The 18,763-nt window shown below is 63.5% G+C and carries 19 protein-coding genes; 10 read left to right on the top strand and 9 right to left on the bottom strand.

Translation table 11 applies throughout. The features are described from left to right. Nucleotides 1–46: 46 nt before the first annotated feature. The 4 genes from tsaA to AC3WVQ_RS23800 are packed head-to-tail and all read right to left on the bottom strand — an operon-like array spanning nucleotide 47 to nucleotide 3,432. On the bottom strand, nucleotides 47–568 hold the full coding sequence (gene tsaA / locus AC3WVQ_RS23785; RefSeq protein ID WP_060586264.1) for a tRNA (N6-threonylcarbamoyladenosine(37)-N6)-methyltransferase TrmO: 522 nt from the start codon (nucleotides 566–568) through the stop codon (nucleotides 47–49). Then, on the bottom strand, nucleotides 543–1,367 hold the full coding sequence (locus AC3WVQ_RS23790; protein WP_492383048.1) for an ABC transporter ATP-binding protein: 825 nt from the start codon (nucleotides 1,365–1,367) through the stop codon (nucleotides 543–545). The genes tsaA and AC3WVQ_RS23790 overlap by 26 nt, the downstream gene beginning before the upstream one ends. Further along, entirely contained in the window at nucleotides 1,364–2,371 is a 1,008-nt protein-coding gene (locus AC3WVQ_RS23795; RefSeq protein WP_060601341.1) for a FecCD family ABC transporter permease, read from the bottom strand. The genes AC3WVQ_RS23790 and AC3WVQ_RS23795 overlap by 4 nt, the downstream gene beginning before the upstream one ends. Nucleotides 2,372–2,394: 23 nt before the next feature. After that, complete coding sequence (locus tag AC3WVQ_RS23800) at nucleotides 2,395–3,432, bottom strand: iron ABC transporter substrate-binding protein (RefSeq protein ID WP_060601338.1); 1,038 nt, start codon at nucleotides 3,430–3,432, stop codon at nucleotides 2,395–2,397. Between the two features lie 225 nt (nucleotides 3,433–3,657). Here AC3WVQ_RS23800 and AC3WVQ_RS23805 point away from each other — a divergent pair, with 225 nt between their 5' ends. The 10 genes from AC3WVQ_RS23805 (at nucleotide 3,658) to AC3WVQ_RS23850 (ending at nucleotide 14,146) form a co-directional block, all read left to right on the top strand. Next, nucleotides 3,658–5,427: a cytochrome c biogenesis protein DipZ gene (locus AC3WVQ_RS23805; protein ID WP_268087703.1), complete on the top strand. Its 1,770-nt coding sequence runs from the start codon at nucleotides 3,658–3,660 to the stop codon at nucleotides 5,425–5,427. A gap of 9 nt (nucleotides 5,428–5,436) precedes the next feature. Further along, nucleotides 5,437–6,177: a peptide-methionine (S)-S-oxide reductase MsrA gene (msrA, locus tag AC3WVQ_RS23810; protein ID WP_440657583.1), complete on the top strand. Its 741-nt coding sequence runs from the start codon at nucleotides 5,437–5,439 to the stop codon at nucleotides 6,175–6,177. Between the two features lie 181 nt (nucleotides 6,178–6,358). Beyond that, nucleotides 6,359–6,553 carry a hypothetical protein gene (locus AC3WVQ_RS23815; protein WP_113136220.1) on the top strand — a complete coding sequence of 65 codons (195 nt, stop codon included), beginning with the start codon at nucleotides 6,359–6,361 and terminating at the stop codon, nucleotides 6,551–6,553. A 63-nt stretch (nucleotides 6,554–6,616) separates the two neighbouring features. Then, the gene (locus AC3WVQ_RS23820; protein ID WP_246810390.1) at nucleotides 6,617–7,942 is read left to right on the top strand and encodes an acetamidase/formamidase family protein; all 1,326 of its coding nucleotides are present in this window, start codon (nucleotides 6,617–6,619) and stop codon (nucleotides 7,940–7,942) included. Between the two features lie 328 nt (nucleotides 7,943–8,270). Further along, the gene (locus tag AC3WVQ_RS23825; protein WP_192444869.1) at nucleotides 8,271–9,068 is read left to right on the top strand and encodes an SDR family NAD(P)-dependent oxidoreductase; all 798 of its coding nucleotides are present in this window, start codon (nucleotides 8,271–8,273) and stop codon (nucleotides 9,066–9,068) included. Between the two features lie 82 nt (nucleotides 9,069–9,150). After that, entirely contained in the window at nucleotides 9,151–10,494 is a 1,344-nt protein-coding gene (locus AC3WVQ_RS23830; RefSeq protein WP_268087700.1) for an epoxide hydrolase family protein, read from the top strand. Between the two features lie 53 nt (nucleotides 10,495–10,547). After that, nucleotides 10,548–11,186: a VOC family protein gene (locus tag AC3WVQ_RS23835; RefSeq protein WP_060530350.1), complete on the top strand. Its 639-nt coding sequence runs from the start codon at nucleotides 10,548–10,550 to the stop codon at nucleotides 11,184–11,186. A gap of 88 nt (nucleotides 11,187–11,274) precedes the next feature. Continuing rightward, nucleotides 11,275–12,216: a GlxA family transcriptional regulator gene (locus tag AC3WVQ_RS23840; protein ID WP_192445861.1), complete on the top strand. Its 942-nt coding sequence runs from the start codon at nucleotides 11,275–11,277 to the stop codon at nucleotides 12,214–12,216. A gap of 154 nt (nucleotides 12,217–12,370) precedes the next feature. Continuing rightward, the gene (locus AC3WVQ_RS23845; protein ID WP_060586318.1) at nucleotides 12,371–13,423 is read left to right on the top strand and encodes an alpha/beta fold hydrolase; all 1,053 of its coding nucleotides are present in this window, start codon (nucleotides 12,371–12,373) and stop codon (nucleotides 13,421–13,423) included. A 306-nt stretch (nucleotides 13,424–13,729) separates the two neighbouring features. Continuing rightward, complete coding sequence (locus AC3WVQ_RS23850) at nucleotides 13,730–14,146, top strand: organic hydroperoxide resistance protein (RefSeq protein WP_034799671.1); 417 nt, start codon at nucleotides 13,730–13,732, stop codon at nucleotides 14,144–14,146. 188 nt (nucleotides 14,147–14,334) lie between these two features. Here the strand turns inward: AC3WVQ_RS23850 and AC3WVQ_RS23855 are convergent, their stop codons facing one another. The 5 genes from AC3WVQ_RS23855 to AC3WVQ_RS23875 form a co-directional block, all read right to left on the bottom strand. Beyond that, nucleotides 14,335–15,663: a sensor histidine kinase gene (locus tag AC3WVQ_RS23855; RefSeq protein ID WP_268087698.1), complete on the bottom strand. Its 1,329-nt coding sequence runs from the start codon at nucleotides 15,661–15,663 to the stop codon at nucleotides 14,335–14,337. Continuing rightward, on the bottom strand, nucleotides 15,660–16,400 hold the full coding sequence (locus AC3WVQ_RS23860; RefSeq protein ID WP_034799675.1) for a response regulator: 741 nt from the start codon (nucleotides 16,398–16,400) through the stop codon (nucleotides 15,660–15,662). Before AC3WVQ_RS23860 ends, AC3WVQ_RS23855 begins: the two co-directional genes overlap by 4 nt. 238 nt (nucleotides 16,401–16,638) lie before the next feature. Next, nucleotides 16,639–16,878, bottom strand: coding sequence for a tautomerase family protein (locus AC3WVQ_RS23865; protein WP_060530353.1), 240 nt, complete (start codon nucleotides 16,876–16,878; stop codon nucleotides 16,639–16,641). Between the two features lie 64 nt (nucleotides 16,879–16,942). Further along, on the bottom strand, nucleotides 16,943–17,656 hold the full coding sequence (locus AC3WVQ_RS23870; RefSeq protein WP_492383049.1) for an SDR family NAD(P)-dependent oxidoreductase: 714 nt from the start codon (nucleotides 17,654–17,656) through the stop codon (nucleotides 16,943–16,945). Between the two features lie 143 nt (nucleotides 17,657–17,799). Next, nucleotides 17,800–18,732 carry a LysR family transcriptional regulator gene (locus AC3WVQ_RS23875; protein WP_060586309.1) on the bottom strand — a complete coding sequence of 311 codons (933 nt, stop codon included), beginning with the start codon at nucleotides 18,730–18,732 and terminating at the stop codon, nucleotides 17,800–17,802. Nucleotides 18,733–18,763: the final 31 nt, after the last annotated feature.

Raw genomic sequence — 18,763 nt, forward strand, 5'->3', positions numbered from 1 at the left:
AAGGGCGCGCGGATCGACCGTCGCGCCCTGCCAAATCGCGACCGGATCACGCCTTCTGGCAGTAATGCGCGTTGCCGTCGCCGGTCTCGAAGTCGCCGCGCTGCGGCGGCGCAATCGGCTTGAACAGAGTCCGGTCGGGCTTGAGATCGATGAGTGGCGTACCGTCGAGGCAATCAAGGCCGCGCACGAGAAGGCTCGAGCCTTCCACGGCTTCGAGCTTGACGATCGAGGTGCCGATCGGGTTCGGCCGAACCGGCGAGCGCAGTGAAAATGTTCCGTGCACTTCGCCGTTGCTGGCTGGGCTTTGCAACACCAGATCGCGCCGCGAACGGTCGAGCCAGTAGAGGATTTCCAGCCGCTCGAACGCCTCCACGCCTTTCAGCGCCAGGACCCAGGGTTCGAAGATTTCGATACGGCAGACCGGGCCGTCATGCCGACCCTGGCGAGGGGTTTCCATGCGCGAGGTCCAGGGCGTGGAAATGCGGCCGATAAAGACGAGACCGGCGTCGGTTGCCGCGGGTGGTACCACGGCCACCTCGTTCTCACGGATTTCGTTCTGGCGGACCATGGTCAGTTCCTTTCCTTATAGAGGGGGTGGTGAGGCGCGGCGCACAGAGACGGGCGTCGCTGCCGTCGATCGAGCCGATCACCACATCGATGTCGTAGAGTTGTTTGAGAGCGGCGGGCGTCAACACGTCCTTGGGTAAGCCGAGCGCGATGAGTTTCGAGGCGTGGAGAAGGGCGACGCGGTCCGCGACCAGGAAGGCGTGATCCGGATTGTGCGTCGAAAGCACGACCGAAAGCCCGCGTGCCGCCAGCGCTCGGACATGCGAAAGCACCCGCATCTGGTTGCCATAGTCGAGATTGGCGGTCGGCTCGTCCATGACGAGGATGGCGGGTTCCTGCGTCAGTGCGCGGGCAATCAGCGCCATCTGGCGTTCGCCACCGCTGATCTCGGTATAGGGGCGCATGGCAAGGTGGGCCACGCCGAGGCCGCCGAGGGCTTCCATGGCAATCCGACGGTCGCGAGTGCCAGGCGATGAGAACGGCGCGAGGTGAGGGGCTCGCCCCATCAACACCACCTCCAGCACTGTAAACGGGAAAAGTGCCGCATGCGCCTGCGGAACATAGGCGATCTGCCTGGCGCGTTCGCGCCGCGACCAGGCGGAAAGCGGTCGACCGTCCAGGAGAATATCGCCGGCCTTGACCGGCAGGAGACCGAGGACGGTCTTGAACAGCGTCGTCTTGCCGGCGCCGTTGGGGCCAAGCAGGGCCAGAACCTCGCCGGACTCAAGCGACAGGGAGGCATTCTCGCCTACCGTGCGTCGGCCATAGCCGAAGGCGAGATTCCTGATGTCCAGCGTCATTGCCAGGCCCTCCGGCCGGAGGCGAGCAGCCATAGGAAGAAGGGCGCACCAACGGCAGCGGTCAGGATGCCGAGCGGCACTTCGATGAGCGCGATGCTGCGCGCCAGCATGTCGACAACAAGCAGATAGGCAGCACCAGATATCATCGAGGCCGGCAGCAGGCGGCGGAAGTCCGGGCCGACCAGCATGCGCGCGATGTGCGGGATGACGAGGCCGATCCAGCCGATGACGCCGCTGACGGAGACGGCCGCCGCAGTGATCAGCGTTGCCGCCGCGATCAGCAATGCGCGGGTAAGACGCGTGTCGACGCCCAAGGTCTGGGCTTCCTCGTCGCCGAGCGTCATCAGGTTCATGCGCCAGCGAAAAAGCACCAGCGGCACCAGCCCGATCAAAAGCGACGGCAGGATCGAAACGACGTCGAGACGCGTGATCGCAGTGAGGCTGCCGAGCAGCCAATAGGTGATCGCCGGCAACTGGTCATAGGGATCGGCGAGGATCTTGATCAGCGATATGCCCGCACCGACGAGGGCGCCGATGGAGATCCCTGCCAGAACGAGCGTCAGGGCCGGATCGCGTCCGCGGATTGCCATGCCGACGGCATAGACGGCGGCGACGGCGAGCAGCCCGCCGGCGAAGCTGATCGCCTGGATTGCCGGGACCGGCAGCGACAGAAAGATGCCGATGACGGCGCCGAGACTGGCACCGCCGGAAACGCCAAGGATATCCGGCGAGACGAGGGGATTGCGGAAAAGCCCCTGATAGGTGGCGCCGGCTGCGGCAAGTGCTGCGCCGATCAGGATCGCACCCGCCACCCGAGGCAGCCGCACGTTCCAGAGCACGGTTGAAAGAACGGGGTCGCTCGACTGTCCCGATAGGGCCGCGTGCAGCGCCCCGGCGATCTCCGACGGGCCGGCATATTTGCCGACCGACATCGACACCAGGGCGAGCAGGAGGAGGGGGCCGACGAGGAGCCAGAGATTGCCCTTGCGCCCGTCGGCCAGCATGCCCGATGTTTCCTGCCTCCTGTTCATTTCGAAGCCGGCACCGCCCCCTTCAGGAGCGTGGCCACTTGTTCGTCCGCCAGGTCGACCTGGTAGAACAGCTTGTAGAAATCGCGGGTCTCAGCCTTCAGGTCCCCCTTGAAGCGGTCGGGATAAAACAGCTTCTGCAGCCAGACGACGCCGATCACTCGGTTGATCGCAGGCGGCGAGTCGAACCAGCCGTAAGGCAGGGACGGCGCGGTGAAGACACGACCGGTCGTGATTGCCTTCACGTCGGCCCAGAGCGGGTCCTTCTTGGCCGAGGCTGCGAACTTTCCGCTTGCCGCGATGATGACGTCCGGGTTCCAGGAGAGGATCTGTTCGAGCGACACCTGGGTCAGGCTGCCCTTGCCGGCTGCCGCCGCGACGTTTTCGGCGCCGACGGCTTCCAGGATCTCGACATTGATCGAGCCAGAAAGCCCCGTTTCTAGCCCTTCCGGGCCGCGGCCATAATAGACGCGCGGCCTTTGATCGGCCGGTATCATGGCGAGACTGTCGTTCAGATCCTTGATCCGCTGGTCGGCATAGGTTGCGAGCGTTTCGGCGCGTTCGGCCACGCCAAGCAGCGCGCCGACGTCGCGCAGCGTCTTGCCGCTATCGGCGAAGCGTCCATCGATCAGCACGTAGGGAATGCCGGTCTGCGCCTGCACCTTATCGGCCAGCGAGCGGTAGGTGTCGTTGACGGTTCCAACGTCGAGGATGATGTCCGGCTTGGCGGCAAGCACCGCCTCGACGTTGGCGCTGCCGCCCTTGCCCGTGAGTTGGCCATAGGTCGGCAGGTCGCGGACCGACGGTAGCAGATATGCCTTTTGCTCCTCCGTCGGCTCGCGCACCCAGCCGGCGAGCTTGTCCGGCGCCAGAACATAGGTGAGCACCGAGGCCGGCGGGCCGGCAGCAAGCACGCGGGTGATGGTATCGGGAACCTCAACCGTCCGCCCGGCGGCATCGGTGATCGTACGCGCCTCGGCGGCGCCTGAGGCAAGGCCGAGCACGGCTGAGAAGATTATCGCAAGAGATTTCAACATGAAGGCCACGATAGCGAGAGGGATCGGTCAGGCCGCACTATGGCATGTCGTTATATTTCATGGAATATATTGATTGCGCGATTTGCGACGATCGGGAGCCACCCTGATGCACTGAGATACAATTCCGCTCCTGTCGGAAACATCCGCGATACGTCTCGATGGTCCTCTGCCGCACGTGACAAGCGATCTGTGCCTCGGGCATTGATCCCATGCGGAGAGACGGTGATGATCCTCTTTGTTGTAGCCTATCTTGCCGGCGTGCTGACGATCGTCAGCCCATGCATCCTGCCGGTGCTGCCATTCGTGTTTGCCCGCGCCGGCCAACCCTTTTCCACCAGCATTCTTCCGATGCTGCTCGCCAAGATCGTGACCTTTGCGGGTATCGCCTCGCTTGCAGCCCTAGGCGGCAACTGGGCGGTGCAGGCGAACGCCTATGGCCGCTACGCAGCGATCGCGATGCTCGCAGTCTTCGGCGTGACGCTGCTCTCGACGCGGGCTGCCGCCTTTGTGACCGGTCCGCTCGTGGAACTCGGCAACCGATTGTCGAGAAAGGCTGCGACCGGGGAGAAGGGCAGCATCGGCGGCTCGATCCTCCTTGGCGTTGCGACCGGATTGCTCTGGGCGCCCTGCGCCGGACCGGTGCTCGGTCTGGTGCTGACCGGGGCGGCGCTGAACGGCGCGAATGCGCAGACCACGCTGCTGCTTGTGGCCTATGCGGCCGGTGCTGCGACCTCGCTGGCGCTCGCCGTCCTGGCCGGCGCCAGAGTATTCGCGGCGATGAAGCGCTTCCTCGGCCTCGGCGACCGCATCCGCCAGGGTCTCGGCGTCGCGGTGCTCGCCGGTGTTGGCGCGATCGCGCTGGGGCTCGACACCGGTCTTTTGGCGCAGCTTTCCTATGCCAGCACGTCGGGCGTCGAACAGTCGATCCTCGATCGCCTGCGCAGCGGTGCTTCGCCCGTGGACGTCGCAAGCACCCGCATGACCCTTGCCGCAAAGGATACGCGACAGGCGGCCTATCGCAGCGACCTTCCGGTGGAAGGGCAATTTCCGTCGCTCGACGGCGCGGTTCAGTGGCTGAATTCGAAGCCGCTGACGCCGGCCGAGCTCCGCGGCAAGGTCGTTCTCGTCGATTTCTGGACCTATTCCTGCATCAACTGCATCCGAACCATCCCTTACGTTCGGGCCTGGGCGGAGAAGTACCGGGACCAAGGTTTGGTCGTCATTGGCGTGCACGCCCCCGAATTCGCCTTCGAAAAGCAGATCGGCAACGTCGAGAAGGCGGTGCGCGATTTCAAGATCACCTATCCGGTGGCGATCGACAACAACTTCGCCATCTGGCGCGCCTTCTCCAACAGCTACTGGCCGGCCCACTACTTCATCGATGCCGAGGGGCAGATCCGCTACACCCATTTCGGCGAGGGCGACTATGAAGGGTCCGAGCGGGTGATCCAGGATCTGCTGGCGGAAGCCGCCGGCAAGAAGAAGGCCGAAGACGATCTGGTGAAGCCGAATGCTAGGGGTGCCGAGGCCTCGCCGGACCTGGCACGCCTCGGATCCGGCGAGACCTATGTCGGTTATGCGCGTGCCGCAAACTTCGTCTCGCCCGACGGCGTCTCGGCCAACACGTCCGCGCGATACACGGTCGGCAAACCGGGGCTCAATGAATGGGGGCTGACCGGCAACTGGACGGTCGGCGCCGAAGAGGCACGCCTCAACGAGGCCGGCGGCGGCATCACCTACCGGTTCCGCGCGCGGGACCTGCACCTGGTGCTCGGCCCTGGCGCCGGCGGCAGGCCGGTCCCGTTTCAGATTACCATCGATGGGGTGGCGCCGGGCGCGGACCATGGCGCGGATATCGATGCGGCCGGCAAAGGTACCGTTACGGCGACCCGCCTTTATCAACTCGTCCGCCAGTCCGGAGCAGCCCGGGAGCGGACCTTCGAGATCCGCTTTCTCGCACCCGGCGCAGAAGCCTTCGTTTTCACCTTTGGATGAGAGTTTGCCATGAGTGACAATGAAAAACGGCGCGGGCGCACCTGGTCCGCCTTCACGCGACGCCTTCTCGTCGCCGCAACCATGGTCGGTGGCGGATTGATCTTCGTTCTCAACGGGCCGCCGTCGGCGGCACAGGAGACCAGGCCTGTGCCGATGGCGCTCCACGATATCGCGCCGACGGACGGCCGCCAGACGGCGGTCTTTGCCGGCGGTTGCTTCTGGGGCGTGCAGGCGGTGTTCCAGCACGTGGCCGGCGTCGCGAGTGTCACGTCAGGATACGCGGGCGGCAGCGCCGCGACGGCGACCTACGAAAAGACGGAGACCGGCGCCACAGGGCATGCCGAAGCGGTGGAGATCACGTTCGACCCGAAGCAGGTGAGCTACGGCAAGCTGCTCGAGATCTACTTCTCCGTCGCTCATGATCCGACGCAGCTTGGTGGGCAGGGACCCGATAGCGGACCGCAATATCGATCGGCGATTTTTCCGCGCGATGAAAAGCAGGCGAAGGTTGCCACCGACTATATCGCGCAACTGGATGCGAGCGGCGTTTTCAGCCGCCCGATTGCGACGACCATCGAGGATGGGAAGACCTTTTACCCGGCCGAGGCGTATCACCAGGATTACGTCTACAACAATCCCGGCCAGCCCTATGTGGTCATCTACGAGAAACCGAAGATCGGCGCGCTGCATCGTCTGTTTCCGGGCCTCTATCGGCAGAAGCCGGTGCTTGTGGCGGACAGCGCTTCTTAGCTGATGAGGCGCCGTGAGGCGTCCCAGAGGACCGAGCCAGATCCGCCTTTTACAAAGGATACAGTTTCGCGGCCTACTGCACACATCCGCGATACGCCCAAGAGACACTCTGGCCGCGAGCACGTTTCGAGCCTTCGGCGACGAAACGCCGCTGCTGACATCAATAACGGAAGGAGCCATCATGCGTATCTTCGCGACAGTTTTCGCCATCGCCGCGCTCGCGGCGGCACCATGCGCCTGGGATAGCGACCCGAGAGAACCCTCGCTTCTTGCCGCACTCGTCTCCGTTTCCGGATCTGCAACGGTTGCTGAGAAGGGAGCAGGATTGCTGCAAGAGGCGCCGCACGAGGAGTTTGCCGATCCGTTCTTCGACTGACGATAGTACCGCCGAGACGGGCGGCCCGAACCTTTGATGCCAATCAACCTGGAGGAAAGTGACATGCTGGAGAAAACGAGAGAGCGCCAGACGACCGGGGCTCGGACAGTATTTGTCAACGAGTTGACCAACGGGATACTCGACCCCGCCGAGCCGATGCTGGGGCCTGTCGCCGATGGCGGTGTCATCATCGCGAACACGGCGCCGGGATGTTGGGGGCCGATGATCACGCCGGAGATCCGCGGCGGACATGAGGTGACGCGCCCTGTGGCGGTCGCGGGCGCTGAAATCGGCGACGCCGTTGCCATTCGGATCCGATCGCTGATCGTCACGTCCGCGGCGACGGCCTCGGGCAACGACGAGGTGGTGGCTGGTCGCTTCAACGGTGATCCCTTCTGCGCGGCCGTTTGCCCGGGCTGCGGCACGGAATGGCCGCGCACGCGCGTGGAGGGCATCGGCCAGACTGCGATCCGCTGCGAGAAGTGCGGCGCGGACGCGACGCCCTTCATCTTCACCAACGGCTACACGATCGCCTTCGACGATGAGCGCCAGGTGGGGCTGACCGTCGGCAAAGCGACTGCCGAGACCTTTGCCACGGATGCGGAACGGCTGCTGGCCCTGCCGGACGGCTCGATCCAGCATCCGATCCTGACCTTCGCGCCAGCGGACCTCATCGGTGTTGCCACAAGGCTTCGGCCATTCCTCGGCCAATTGGGCACGACGCCGTCGAAGGCGATGCCGGACTCGCACAATGCCGGCGATTTCGGCCAGTTTTTGACCGACGCACCACATGCTTACTCCCTGACCGCGGACGAACTCGTCCAGCATAAGACTGACGGCCACATGGACGTGAATACCGTGCGGGAAGGCGCGATCCTGATCTGCCCGGTCAAGGTGCCGGGTGGTGGCATCTATATGGGGGACATGCATGCCCTGCAGGGCGACGGCGAAATTGCCGGCCATACCTGCGACGTCGCCGGCACGGTGACGCTGGAGGTCCATGTCATCAAGGGGCTCAAGATCGACGGGCCGATCCTTCTGCCGGTGCTGGATGATGTACCGTTCCTTGCACGTCCGCTCGACGAGGCGGAACGCACGCGGGTGGCGGCACTTGCCCGCAAGCACGGTGTCCGAGAGGTGGAAGCTGACGCCCCGGTCACCTTCATCGGCACGGGCGCGAACCTCAACGATGCGACCACGAACGGGCTGGAGCGGGCGGCAGACCTGCTCGGTCTCAGCGTTCCCGAAGTGATGAACCGGGCAACGATCGCAGGTGCAATCGAGATCGGCCGCCATCCGGGCGTGGCGCGGGTAACGTTTCGTGCCCCGCTCAGCCTGCTCGACGCAAAGGGCATCGGCGCGTTCGCGCGCAGTCTCTACAATCTCTGAGCCTCCTGTATTTTCAGGGAGTTGCTTGCAGACGATAACGGGGCCGACGTCATGTCGGCCCCGTTTCGCTTTCTGACGCTAAGGCGCAGTGGCAGAAACCCCAGGGCATTTCGTATCGGTTTACCGCCGTCCGCGGCCGTTCAAACATTGCGATACACAGACGCCGCTTCCGAACACATCGCGGATACACAGCACACGCATGGTCACGGCGAAATTTGGTTCGCGTCCGCCCAGGCGGGTTATGTCCTGAAAAGACGGAATTATGACATTTGAGACGCGATCTTTCGGCCGTACCATCGAGGCTCCAACCCAAGCAAAGGAGCTTGAAATGAGCAAATCAAAAGGCACTGCACTGATCACCGGTGCTTCGTCCGGTATCGGCGCGATCTATGCTGACCGCCTGGCACATCGCGGATATGACCTCATTCTCGTCGCGCGCAACCGCGTACGCCTCGACGATCTAGCCCGCCGGCTGGCGGACGAAACCGGCCGCGCCATCGAAGTCGTCGCTGCGGACCTCGGCAACAGGGATGATGTCAGGCGGGTCGAGAAGATCCTCGAAAGCGATGCGAGCATCACGATGCTGATCAACAATGCCGGGGTCGGCGCGACGGCGCCGCTGCTCGCCTCCGATGTCGACAAGATGGACGAGATGATCACGCTCAACGTCAGCGCGCTGACGCGGCTGACCTATGCGGTGGCACCCGGATTTGCGGCGCGCAGCACTGGCACGATCATCAACATCGCCTCGATCGTCGGCGTGGCGCCGGAAGTTCTGAACGGCGTCTATGGTGGCACCAAGGCCTTCGTCCTGGCCTTCACCCTGTCGTTGCAAAAGGAACTTGCCGACAAGAATATCCGCATCCAGGCCGTGTTGCCGGGTGCGACCGCCACCGATTTCTGGGGCATTGCCGGCACCCCCATCGAACACGTGCCGAGCGAGATCGTCATGCGCGCCGAGGACATGGTGGACGCGGCACTTGCCGGCCTCGACCAGGGCGAAGTGATCACTATCCCAGCGCTGCCGGATGCCGCTGACTGGGCAGACTATGAGGCCGCACGGCAGAAGCTGATGCCGAACCTTTCCAGGAAAACGCCGGCTGCTCGCTACCGTATCGGGAGCTAGCGCCCGCTCACCTTCCGGCAACCTCCCAACCCGGACTTTCGAGGCGGTTCCCCGCCTCGCCAATCGAACCAGGAGAATGATGATGTTCAGACGTTCCATGCCCATTGTCCAAAACCGCCGACTGGCCGCCTTGGCATTGTCGGGCGCGATCGCGATCCTGCTTCCTCCGCTCGCCGCTCAAGCGGCGGGCGTGTCCGCCGGCGGCGACTTCCAAATCACGTCGGCTGCCAAACCGGCCACGGACGAATCCATCCGCCCTTTCCAATTCCACGCCAGTGATGCCGCACTTGCCGACCTCAAGCAGCGCATCGCGGCGACCAAGTGGCCGGATCGCGAACTGGTGGCGGACGGCACCCAGGGCGTGCGGCTTGCCACCATGCAGAAGCTCGCCGACTATTGGGCAACAAACTACGATTGGCGCCGCGTGGAGAAGACACTCAACGACCTGCCGCAGTTCGTGACCAACATCGACGGCGTTGACATCCACTTCATTCACGTGCGCTCCAAGCATAAGAACGCGATGCCACTCATCGTCACCCACGGCTGGCCGGGCTCGATCATCGAGCAGTTGAAGATCATCGATCCCCTGACCAATCCGAACGCGCATGGGGGCACGGAAGCCGATGCTTTCGACGTGGTCATCCCCTCGCTTCCCGGCTACGGCTTCTCCGGCAAACCGACGGAGCGCGGCTGGGACCCTGTCCGGATCGCGCGCGCCTGGGCAGTGCTGATGCAGCGTCTCGGCTATTCCCATTACGTCGCGCAGGGTGGCGACTGGGGCGACGCTGTTACCGAGCAGATGGCGCTGCAGCAGCCGGCGGGCTTGCTCGGGATCCACACCAACATGCCGGCGACCGTGCCTGACGAGATCCAGAAGAGCCTCGATGCCGGCCAGCCGGCACCAGCGAACCTTTCGGCCGACGAGCGCCGCGCCTATGAGCAGCTCGACTTCTTCTACCGGAACGGGCTGTCCTATGCGCAGGAGATGAGCAAACGTCCGCAAACGCTTTATGCGATTGAGGATTCGCCGATCGGGCTTGCGAGCTGGATGCTCGACCACGATGCCCGCAGCTACGAGTTGATCGCCCGCGTCTTCGATGGCAAGCCGGAAGGGCTGACGCGCGATGACGTGCTCGACAATGTCACGCTCTACTGGCTGACCAATACCGCCGTGTCGTCGGCACGGCTCTATTGGGAAAACAAGCTTGCCTTCTTCCAGCCGAAGGGCGTGCAGATCCCGGTGGCCGTCAGCGCCTTCCCGGACGAGCTTTATCAGGCACCAAAATCCTGGGCGGAGAAGGCATTCCCCAAGCTCATCCATTATAATCGTCTCGCCAAGGGCGGGCACTTTGCAGCCTGGGAACAGCCGCAAGCCCTAGTCGACGAGTTGAGGGCTTCATTCAAGTCACTGCGTCAACCGAGCTGACAGGAAGAGGCGTGCGAAAGCGCGCCCCACCGTCGCAACAAAGGAGAAGTGTCATGACAGGTGCAGATAGCAACAACAGAGCACCATCGGTCGATCTGAAGTTCGAGGTCGCCGTCATTCCGGTCGCGGATGTCGATCGCGCCAAAAATTTCTACGGTCGCCTCGGTTGGCGGCTCGATGCCGACTTTCCCGTCGGCGATGCGTTTCGCGTTGTGCAGTTCACTCCCCCGGGCTCGCCGGCATCGATCCACTTCGGCACCGGGCTGACCTCGGCTACGCCCGGTTCGGCGAGCGGCCTCTATCTGGTCGTTTCGGATATCGAAGCCGCGCGTGCGGAACTCGTCGAACGGGGCGCCGAGGTCAGCGACATCTTCCACCGCGAGGGCCCCGGAAAGCCAGCGATCAGCGGACGCGATCCCGCGCGCCGCAGCTACCGCTCCTATGCCACCTTCAGCGACCCCGACGGCAACGGCTGGCTGCTGCAAGAGGTGACCGAACGTCTGCCCGGGCGTGTGGATACCGAGGTGACGGACTTTGCTTCCGTCGGTGACCTTGCGGCGGCCCTGCGTCGCGCTGCCGCCGCCCATGGCGAGCACGAGAAGCGCAACGGTGGTGAGCACGACCATAACTGGCCGGATTGGTATGCGGCCTACATGGTGGCCGAACATGCGGGCAAGCCGCTTCCCGAATGAGCGCCGGCCATGACCGTCGCGTTTCCTCCATGGCGTAAATCTGCTATAAGCGGCCATTCCAGACAGAGTCGGACAGGGGTGGTGTGAGATGCACAGGATCGGCTACGTCGTCTTTCCGGGATTTCAGCTCATGGGGTTCGCGGCGGTCACCGCCTTCGAGATCGCCAACCTGACGCTTGGCGAACCAGCCTATGCGATCGAGTTGCTGTCGGAGGCCGGCGGCGAGGTCAAGGCGTCCGCCGGCTTCGGCGTGCTCACGAAGGCCTTCGACGACGCGGTCTATGACACCGTCATGTTCGGCGCGGGCACCGTGATCGAGCCGGTAACGCCGGGACTCGCCGCCTTCGCGCGCCATGCCTTGGAGGTCTCGCGCCGGGTGGCAGCCCCTTGCACAGGCGCCTTCATGCTCGCCGAGTCAGGACTGCTCGACGGTCGTCGCGCCACGACCCATTGGGTGTTCGCCCGTCAACTGCGCGAGCGATTTCCCGAGGTCAAGGTCGAGGAGGATCGTATCTTCATCGTCGATGGCAGCGTGTGGACCTCGGCCGGCATGACGGCAAGCATTGATCTCGCGCTGGCGATGATCGAGAAGGACCATGGCGAGGATGTCGCCCGTCAGGTGGCACGCAAGCTCGTCGTCTATCACCGGCGCGCCGGCGGCCAATCGCAGTTTTCCGCCCTGCTGGAACTCGATCCGAAGTCCGACCGCATTCAGAAGTCGGTCAATTACGCCAAGGCGAACCTGCGAAACGTCCTCTCGGTAGACGAACTCGCGGATGCCGCAGGCTTAAGTGCGCGCCAGTTCAGCCGCGCCTTCCGTTCGGAGACCGGCCAGTCGCCGGCAAAAGCGGTCGAGCATCTGCGGGTGGAAGCCGCGCGGCTCCTGATGGAGCAGGGGCGTCACTCGATGGACGTGATTGCCGAGCAGACCGGTTTTGCCGATAGCGACCGCATGCGCCGGGCCTTCCTGCGCACGCTCGGGCAGCCGCCCCAGACGATCCGCCGCAATGCACGCGAAGGCGTTGCCTGACAGCAATAACCTGCCTTGAAAATGCGATTGTATCGCCGTGTATCCAGCCCCTGCCGTTTCTACACGTGCTTTCAATAGGACGCCGCCAAGCACACGCCCCAGATACACCAGCACTCCATTCGTGATGCCAGTTCAGTTCCCCGGAGGGTAGTCAATGTCGGACGAAATCAACCACCCGCGCCGTCGTTTCATCGGCGCAATCGCACTCTCGTTGGCGGCAACGCAGTTCGCATCGGCTGGCGCGGTCAGAGCGCAAGCGGGAGCCGGTGAGGCGCCGCGCCTACCGGCCGTCGCCCCGGGCACGAACAAGTCCTTCCCCGTCCTCAAGCAGATCGATGCGGGCGTGCTCAACGTCGGCTACGCCGAACTTGGCGCCAGCGATGCTCCTGCCGTGATCCTGCTGCACGGCTGGCCCTATGACGTTCACACCTATGTGGACGTGGCGCCGGTGCTCGCCAATGCCGGCTATCGCGTCATCGTTCCCTATCTGCGCGGCTATGGCACGACCCGGTTCCTGTCTGCCGACACTCCGAGGAACGGCCAGCAGGCTGTGATCGCAACGGATATCATTGCCCTGATGGACGCGCTCAAGATTGAGAAGGCGGTCATCGGCGGCTGCGACTGGGGTGCGCGAACCGCCAACATCATCGCGGCCCTGTGGCCCGAGCGCTGCAAGGCGCTGGTCTCCGTCAGCGGCTATCTCATCGGCAGCCAGGAGGTGAACAGGAAGCCGCTTTCGCCGCAGGGCGAACTTGCCTGGTGGTACCAGTTCTACTTCGCCACCGAGCGGGGCTATGAGGGCTACAAGCAGAACCGAAAGGAATTCGCCCGGCTGATCTGGAAGCTTGCCTCGCCCAAGTGGAACTTCGACGACGCCACTTTCGACAGGAGTGCCGAGGCGCTTGAAAACCCCGATCATGTCGATATCTCGATCCACAACTACCGTTGGCGGCTCAGCCTGGCCGAGGGGGAAGCACAGTACGACGACCTCGAAAAGCGGCTGGCGCAGTTCCCTACCATTACCGTCCCGACCATCACGCTTGAGGGCGACGCCAATGGCGCGCCGCATCCCGATCCCGCCGCCTACGCCAAGCGTTTTTCCGGCAGATACGAGCATCGGCTGCTTGCCGGCGGCATCGGCCATAACCTGCCGCAGGAGGCGCCGCTCGCTTTTGCCGAGGCAATTGTCGCCGTCGATCGTTTCTAGTTTTTCTCCCGCAGATTGCGTGGAGGCGCGGGGATCCGGTTCGCCGGCCCCGCGTTTTTTTGTGCGCGGTGATTGGAGACAGGGCCCGCCGGATGCGGCGCCGCGTCATGCTGGTGTGGCGCAATGGGCGACAACCACTTTCGGATGGACTTCGTATCAGCGTGTATCGGCGCCGGCACCTGGGCAGGTTTCCATACATTTTCGGGCGTCGATGAAACATCCGATACATTTTGAGGGCGCCAGATGCGTCTCGACAGTCGCAGGGCAATCGGGCCCGGACGGCAAACCTGTTGAAAGGAAAACACCATGAGCGCAGCTGAAAAGGTACTCTACACCGGCAAGACCCACACGACCGGCGGCCGCGACGGCGCTGCCCGCAGCGACGACGGACGCCTGGACACCAAGCTTTCCACGCCCGGCAGTTCCCGGCCGGGGACGAACCCGGAGCAACTTTTTGCCGCCGGTTGGTCCGCGTGTTTCATCGGCGCGATCGGTCTGGCGGCTGGCCAGTCGAAGGTCGCGCTTCCCGCCGACGTCGCCGTTGATGCCGAAGTGGATCTGCTGAATCGCGACGGCGGCTACTTCCTGAAGGCACGGCTGAATGTCAGCCTACCGGGGATCGACGCCGACGTCGCGCGTCGGCTCGTCGATGCCGCGCACCAGACCTGCCCCTATTCCAAGGCGACCCGGGGGAACATTGACGTGACGATCAATCTCGTCTGATCAGCACTACCTCTTGTCACCTCCGGAGCGGCGACCGTCAGGGTCGCCGCTCTTTTGCATCGGCCATGGGCGTGGCCGAGCCCGGCAAGCTTTGTCTTCTTGAGCTTTTGATCTCAATCGTGACATTAGGAAAATAATATATGCGATTGTTTTATATCGCATTATACGGCGTTTTATGAAACTCCTCTCTACTGAGGGCGGATCACCAGCTCGCCCAAAAGGCCGCCGCCGTCACGATTGCGCAAGGTCAGAGACGCGTTGATGGAGACTGCCAACTGCTGGGCGATGGCGAGACCAAGTCCGGTCCCGCCGGTCTCGCGATTGCGGGAATCCTCCAGCCGGACGAAGGGTTTCAAAACGGCGCCCAGTTGATCATCCGGGATGCCCGGCCCGCGGTCGAGCACGCTGATAACCACCGTATCGTCAGCAAGCCGCCGTGCCTCGATCTCGGCGCTGCCTGCGAATTTGAGCGCGTTGTCGACGAGGTTGGTGAGAATGCGCCTGAGCGCCTGCGGCCGGGTTGTGACCGTGCCGCCATCGATATCGCTGGCGCTGACGGACTTGCCGGTGTCCTGATAATCGTAGACGAGGCTTTCAATAAATGAGGCGAGGTCGACGCGCGTCGATTTCTCGACATTGCCGTGGGCGCTGCGGGCATAGGCAACGCCTTCTTTCACCAGGCTTTCGATCTGGCCGAGATCCTGGATCAGCTTCTCGCGATCGGCGAAATCCTCGGCCATCTCCGCGCGCAGTTTCATGCGGGTGATCGGCGTCTGCAGGTCGTGGGAAATGGCTGCAAGGATCTGGACACGTTCTTCAAGATACTGGGCGATGCGGTCGCGCATGGCATTGAAAGCGGTTGCCGCATAGGCGACCTCCGTCGGGCCGGTCTCACTGAGCCGCGGCGTGTTGCGGTTTGGGTCGAGCGTGTCGGCCGCTGCGGCAAGGTTGACGAGCGGGCGGACGGCCTGCCGCATGGCAAACCAGCTGCAGAAAAGCAGAAGCGCGAGTTGCGCCAGCAGCACGTAAGGCAGCCAGTCGGCGAGCGGCATGACCCCCTTGGGATAGACGTCGATCGTCAGCGGCGAGCCGTCGCTCAATGTCAGATGCGCCTGCACGTGGCGGCGATCGCCAGGGATCGTCTCGACGGTGACCGGATATTTCGGGCCGGTCGCGCGCTGGATGTTGGCGGAAAGCTCCGCGGTGGCCGGATCGACCGACGCGTTGCCGGGCACGCCCGGTCCGAGAATGAAGCCGTAGTTGTCGCGGCTGAGGCGCTTGAGCCAGGAGGCACGCTCGTTAGCGGGCAGGCGGTCGAGGATTGCGATCGAGGTCGCTATGTCGTTTTCGAGCGTGTTGAACATGACAGACTTGGCTGACATGTAGCGCTCGAAGAACAGAACTGTGAACGACATCACATGTGCGATGGCGAGGCCGGCCAGCAGAATAACAAAGAGCCGCGCCCTGAGCGTGCGCGGCCATAGTCGAAAGCCTCTTTCAGCAGCGTTCGCGGTCATTCGCGCGCCTCCACGATCTCGATCGGCACCGAGAAGACATAGCCTTCGCTGCGCACCGTCTTGATGTAGGCCGGCTCGCGGGCGTCGTCGCCGAGTCGCTGGCGGACCCGGCTGACGAGCAGGTCGATCGAGCGGTCGAAGAGATCGGCCTCGCGGCCTTGCGTGAGATTGAGCAGCTGGTCGCGGTTGAGCACGCGCTGGGGGTGGTCGATGAACACCTTCAGCAGCCGATACTCCGCTCCGCTCAGCGCGATCACGGTGCCATCAGCATCGATCAGGTGCCGCGCCGTCGTGTCGAGCTTCCATCGGCCGAAGCGCAGCAACTGCCCGGCCTCCGAAATCTGCAGGTTGGGCGGCAGCATGCGCGCGCGCCGAAGCACGGCCTTGATACGGGCCAGCAGTTCGCGCGCGGAGAATGGCTTGGAGAGATAATCGTCGGCACCCATTTCGAGCCCGAGAATGCGATCCATCTCGTCCGAGCGGGCGGTTAGCATGATGATCGGGATCGCTTTATGCTTGCCGGCGCGCAGCTCGCGGCTGAGCACCAACCCGTCGTCGCCCGGCATCATCACGTCGAGGACGATCAGATCGACGGTATCGCCTTCGAGGAAGCTGCGCATCTGTCGCCCGTCGGCGACCGCGGTCGCGCGCAGGCCGTTTTTCTTCAGGTAGCTCGACACGAGTTCCCGGATCTCTCGGTCGTCGTCGACAATCAGCACATGGTCGATATGCTCCATCGAGCAAACTCCTCAAGTCGGTTTGGTCTTCGCATGGTGCCGCCGCTTCTGGGCGAGGGGGCTGTGCCACTTGCTCTGTCTGGTTGACGCTCTGGATATGTCGTCGGTGTGTTCGCAACATCCAGACTTGCATGCGAATGTAATGCAAGCGCCTGCAGATACATTTCGACACAATTTCACAAAGGAAACCCGCCGCTTGCTGTCAAGCGGCGGGTCGTGGGAACTGTGGCTGATCGCGTCAGGCTTTAGCTTTTGCAGCAATCTGCGCGCGATACTGGGCGGTGGGCAGGCCGCCCCAGCCCCAATTGTCGAGGTCGACTTCCTCGATGACCACATAGGTCGATTCCAGCGGCTTGTTGAGCACGTCGAGCAGCACTTGGCTGACGCCTTTGATGATCTCGGCCTTTTCCTCCGCCGTCACCGTTTGACGCTCCGGCGTGGTGCCCTCGCGGGTCACCTGAACTGTTACGATCGGCATTGCCGTCTCCTTTCTGGAACTTGATGGCACCCAAGGTGCCGCGTTTGTTTGGAGAGTTACGGGCCTACCAGCGTCCGGCGTTCTGGCCGCCGTCCACATGCAGGATCTCGCCCGTTACGAAGCCGGCACCCTCCAGGTAGAGAACGGCGTCGACGATATCGCGGATCTCGCCCATTCGTCCGACCGGGTGAAGTGTCGAAAGCGCCGCATGCGTTTCCGGCGCGTGCATCGGCGTCTTGATGATGCCGGGCGAAACCGCGTTGACGCGAATTCCTGAAGTCGCGAATTCGATCGCGAGCGCCTGGGTTACCGAATTCAGGCCGCCCTTGGTGATGGAGGCGAGCGCGGCGGGCACGCCGGCGATCGGCTGGTTGACGAGGCTGGTAGTGATGCTGACGATGTGGCCGGAGCCCTGCTTCAGCATCTCGCGGGCGGCGTGCTGGGTAATATGGAAGAAGCCGGCGACATTGACGCTCATGTTCAGGTCGTAGTCTTCCTGGGTGAAGTCCGTGAACGGCTTGGCGGTGAAGACGCCGGCATTGTTGACCAGGGTGTCGATGCGGCCGAACCGTTCGAGGCCCTGGCGCACGACGCGCTCGGCGGTCTCGGGATTTCCGATATCGCCTGCAACGGCGAGGATGCCCGCATCCGCGCTCTCCCTAATCGAGCGCGACGTGGCGATGACACGGTAGTTGCGATCGCGGTAGGCCTGCACCAGGGCGGCGCCGATACCCTGCGATGCACCGGTGATGATGGCGACCTTCTGTTCGTTGCTCATGGATGTGATCCTTCTTCGATTGCAACGGGCGTTCGTGCAGCCCGTCCCTTCGCCCTCGGCGTTGGTGCAATCAGATTTAGACCCATCCGATCTGTGCGAGAATTGACGACAATCGGCAGTCAATAAACCGAAATTCGGCATAATCAGTCAAGCGTGCCAGCTTCCATCGCCATGCGTGCGAACTCGGTCCTGAGACGCGGCAAGGCGAAATCCGCGAAGGCGCGAACTTTGGGAACCGACATGCGGCCCTGCGGTGCAAGAAGATGAACCGGCATCGGCGGATGCTCGGCATCGGCCAGCACGATCTTCAACTGTCCGTCGTGGACATGGCGCGCGACATGGTAGGAGTAGAGCCGGGTAAGGCCGGTGCCCGCAACGGCGGAATCGACCGCTGCGCGCACGCTGTTGACGATGTAGCGCGGCGTGAACTGTACCGTGCGCGGGATCAGCGAACCTTCGGCCGGCGTAAAGGTCCAGGAATCAAGGCCGAAATTGGTGAAGGCGACGATCTGGTGCTTGGCGAGGTCTGCCGGCTCGTCGATGCGGGGATGACTGGCGAGATAGCGTGGGGAAGCGACGACGACGCGCCTGATATCGCCGCCGATGCGTGTTGAGATCAGCGAAGAATCCGCGAGGTGCCCTATGCGCAGCGCGATATCGACGCCTTCGTCGACAAGGTTCACGAAGCGGTCGAGCAGCAGCAACCTGGCCGAAACCGCCGGGTAGAGATTGAGGAAGTCGTCGAGGATCGGGCGCAGCATCTCTTCACCGAGGATCGGCGGCGATGAGATCGTTACCGTGCCGCGCGGAGCCGCGCGCTCGCCGCCTGCGAGCATATCGGCCTCTTCGAGATCGACCAGCACCCGCCGGCAGGCGGCTGCATAGCGCTGGCCCGCTTCACTGAGTTTCAGCGAGCGGGTCGTCCGGTGCAGCAGTTCGACACCGACATGGGCTTCGAGCAGGTTCAGCGCGCGGCTGACGGCCGTTGGCGATCGCTTCAGCCGACGGGCCGCACCCGCAAGGCTGCCTTCGTCAATCGCCGTGACGAAGACCTTCATCGCATCGATACGATCCATTCTGCCGACTTTCGCAAGAGATGACGTCAAT

The organism is Ensifer sp. EB106-05-01-XG146, assembly GCF_058791875.1.